Genomic DNA, 2,936 nt, shown 5'->3' on the forward strand with positions numbered 1-2,936 from the left:
CGGGGCCCCGCCGGAGGAGGGTCAGCCGACGGTCCAGCGCTGGAGCGCCGAGCCGGTGTCGGCCTGCTGGGTGACGAGCGCGCCGTCGGCGGTGGAGGCCGTGGTGAGCAGCAGCCCGCTCTTCTGCGAGGCGATCCGGTAGCCGCCCCCGGGGGCGGGGGTGACCTGCCAGCTCTGGTTGGCGGCGCCGGTGCACGTCCACTGGATGATCTTGGCGCCGGCGGCGGTCGAACCGCCGCCGACGTCCGCGCAGAGCTTCGACAGGCCGTTGGCGATCTGGTAGGAGCCGTCGGGCCGGCGGGTGAAGACCCAGCGCTGGTTGGCGCCGGAGTTGGGGGTCCAGGTGATGAGCTGGGTGCCCGGGGTGGTGGAGTGGTCGGGGTCGTCCAGGGCCTTGCCGGCGGCGGTCAGGGTGTGGGTGCCGCTCAGGTCGCCGCCCGGGGCGCCGGTGTCGGTCAGCGTCAGGGTCTGCTCGGCGGCCGTGCGGCGGCCGCCGACCGTCCCGCCGGAGGTGTCGCTCCAGTGGCGTACGGGGGTGGTCTCGGCCGGTCGGGACGCGTCCGCCGTCAGGGCGAGGGCGAGGCCGCTGTAGCGGTTGACCAGCCGGTGGCCGCTTCCGCCCGGCACCACGAACCACTGCTGGCCCGCGGTGGGCCCGCCGGCGCCGGGCGCGGTGACGACCGGTCTGGCCCCCCAGGCGCGGCCGGCCGTCGTGGCCGCGTCCACGCCGAGCAGCCCGCCGGTGGAGGCGTTGGCGATGCGGTAGGAGCCGTCGCCGTTGGGGGTGAACGTCCAGTTCTCCAGGGGCGAGCCGGTCGGGGCGGCGGCGGAGGTGGTCGCCGGGCCGCCGGAGACCTGGGCCAGGACGCGGCCCGCCCCGGTGCCGATCCGGTAGGTCCTGGCCGGGTCCGCCGGGGCGGGGGCGGGCGCGGTGGAGGTGACGGTGAGGTTCGCGTACTCGCCGCTGGAGGTCGCGCACTCGATCGAGCAGTACGAGCGGAACGTCCGGCCGACGATGGCCGAGCCGGTTCTGCTGACGTCGTCGAGGAACCAGCGGTACCAGGAGCCGGAGACGTAGCTCCCGGTGTCGCCGATCAGGCGCCACCGCTGGGTCGACAGGTCGTCGGTGACGTAGAGGCGCTGCGGCTGACGGCCGGAGACGACCTCGGGCTCGCCGAGGTAGAGGCCGAGGTGGGCGTCGTAGGCGATGTTCATGATGAACAGGTCGGACTTCGGCGGCAGCTCCCCGGCGGCGATCTGCTGGTCGACCGTGCCGGTGTTGGCCGGGTCGTAGTCGCCGCCCACGGGCGTGTAGCCCCGGGGGTTCGCGGCGGTGACCGGGACCATGTTGCTCTCCTTGCCGCCCACGCCGGGCTGCGACCAGGAGCCGTCGTACCACTTGGTCCACGAGCCGGTCGCCATCTTGGCCGACATCGGCGCCCGCGCCACGTGGGCCAGGCCGCCGTTGCCGCCGCCCACGCCGCCCTTCGGGATGATCCGCGAGCCGTAGTAGACGTAGAAGTAGCCCGAGACCGGGTCGGCGAACAGGCGCGGGTCGCCGTCGCCGTAGTCGTAGGTCTGGTGGGGGAAGGCCGCGGCGTCGTTGCGCTTCGTGCTGTACGGCGAGGTGATCGCGTGGCCGAGGATGGTCCACACCCGGCCCTGGTTGCGGGAGACGGCGTAGTCGAGCGAGTCGTAGTGCAGGCCGTCGCCGAAGGGCTGGGGGGTGAACTCGTTGTGCACCAGGCCGTACCAGTCGCCGGTGTCGGGGTCCACCCAGACGCCGACCAGGTCGCAGTAGTTCTTGTGGGCGTACCCCGAGCCCGCGCCGGCGGGGGTCGCCTCGACGCCGGTCGGGCTGTTGTTGCAGCGCCAGGTCGTGTCGTTGTTGCGGTCGGCGGAGTTGGCCGGGTTGACCGCGTCGCTGATCGCGGCCGAGCGGGTGGCCGTCTCGAAGTTCGTGCCGGTGAAGAAGTCCCAGTAGCGGGGGTCGGAGGCGCCGTAGAGGGCGGCCGACTGCTGGAAGTAGAAGGTGCCGTCCTTGTCGATGTAGGTGGCCGCCGGGGTGTCGGTGGGATGGGCGTAGCGGCCGGTGGAGCCGACGGTGATCGTGTAGGTGGCGTCGGGCGGTGCGGCCGACGCGGCCGGGACGGCGAGGGAGCCGCCCAGGACCAGCGTCAGGGCCGCGGCGGCGGCGGTGAGCACGTTGCGATGGGGGGACACGGGTGCTCCTTTCTGTCGGGCACGCCACATCGGGCGGACCCTTGGGGGGAACCACGAGCCGGAACCGCGTGGCCGGACCATACGCCAGATTTGACCGCTCAAACAAGGCCCGAATTCGCGTTCTTGCTCTCTTGTCCGGTCAAAAGGCACGTAATGCGCACGATGGTTGACGAGGTCCGAGCCGGGCGGCTACGTTTCGGGGCGACGTCATTGGACCGGTCAAACCCCTAGGAGGCCGCGTGGTCACGATGCAGGACGTGGCCGAGCGGGCCGGGGTCACCAAGCAGACGGTCTCCAACGTGGTCACCGGCCGCGTACGCGTCCGCCCCGAGACCGAGGCCAGGGTGCGCGCCGCCATCGCCGAGCTCGGCTACACCCCCAACCTGGTCGCCCGCTCGCTGGCCACCGGCACCACCATGACCGTCGGACTGTTCGTGCCGACGGTGGCCAGCTCGTTCTACTCGGCCGTGGTCGAGGAGGCGGAGAACGTCCTGGAGGAGCACGGCTACCACCTGCTGCTGTGCACCACCCGCCTCGACGGCGACCGGGCCCGCCGGCACATCACCGGCCTGACCAGCCGCTCGGTCGACGCCCTGCTGATCGCCGGCGACAACGGCCCCTCCCGTCCGCCCGCTCACGCGGCGGGCTCCTGACCCAGGTAGGCCCGCAGGACGCCGGGCTCGGCGAACACCTCGGCGGGCGGGCCCTGGGCG

Annotated in this window: 3 protein-coding genes; 1 reads left to right on the forward strand and 2 read right to left on the reverse strand. The window is 72.9% G+C overall.

The features are described from left to right. Positions 1-21 precede the first annotated feature (21 nt). Positions 22-2,223 (reverse strand): RICIN domain-containing protein, encoded by a 2,202-nt coding sequence (locus ACWCSD_RS50810; RefSeq protein WP_449926774.1) that lies wholly within the window; start codon positions 2,221-2,223, stop codon positions 22-24. A gap of 248 nt (positions 2,224-2,471) precedes the next feature. Here ACWCSD_RS50810 and ACWCSD_RS50815 point away from each other — a divergent pair, with 248 nt between their 5' ends. Beyond that, positions 2,472-2,876, forward strand: a complete 405-nt coding sequence (locus tag ACWCSD_RS50815; RefSeq protein ID WP_449926777.1) for a LacI family DNA-binding transcriptional regulator — start codon at positions 2,472-2,474, stop codon at positions 2,874-2,876. On the opposite strand, the gene ACWCSD_RS50820 is transcribed toward ACWCSD_RS50815, so the two are convergent. Further along, positions 2,858-2,914 (reverse strand): hypothetical protein, encoded by a 57-nt coding sequence (locus ACWCSD_RS50820; protein WP_449926780.1) that lies wholly within the window; start codon positions 2,912-2,914, stop codon positions 2,858-2,860. The two genes, ACWCSD_RS50815 and ACWCSD_RS50820, sit on opposite strands and share 19 nt — an antisense overlap. Between the last annotated feature and the right edge of the window lie 22 nt (positions 2,915-2,936).

It is taken from the genome of Nonomuraea sp. NPDC001684, from assembly GCF_053596515.1.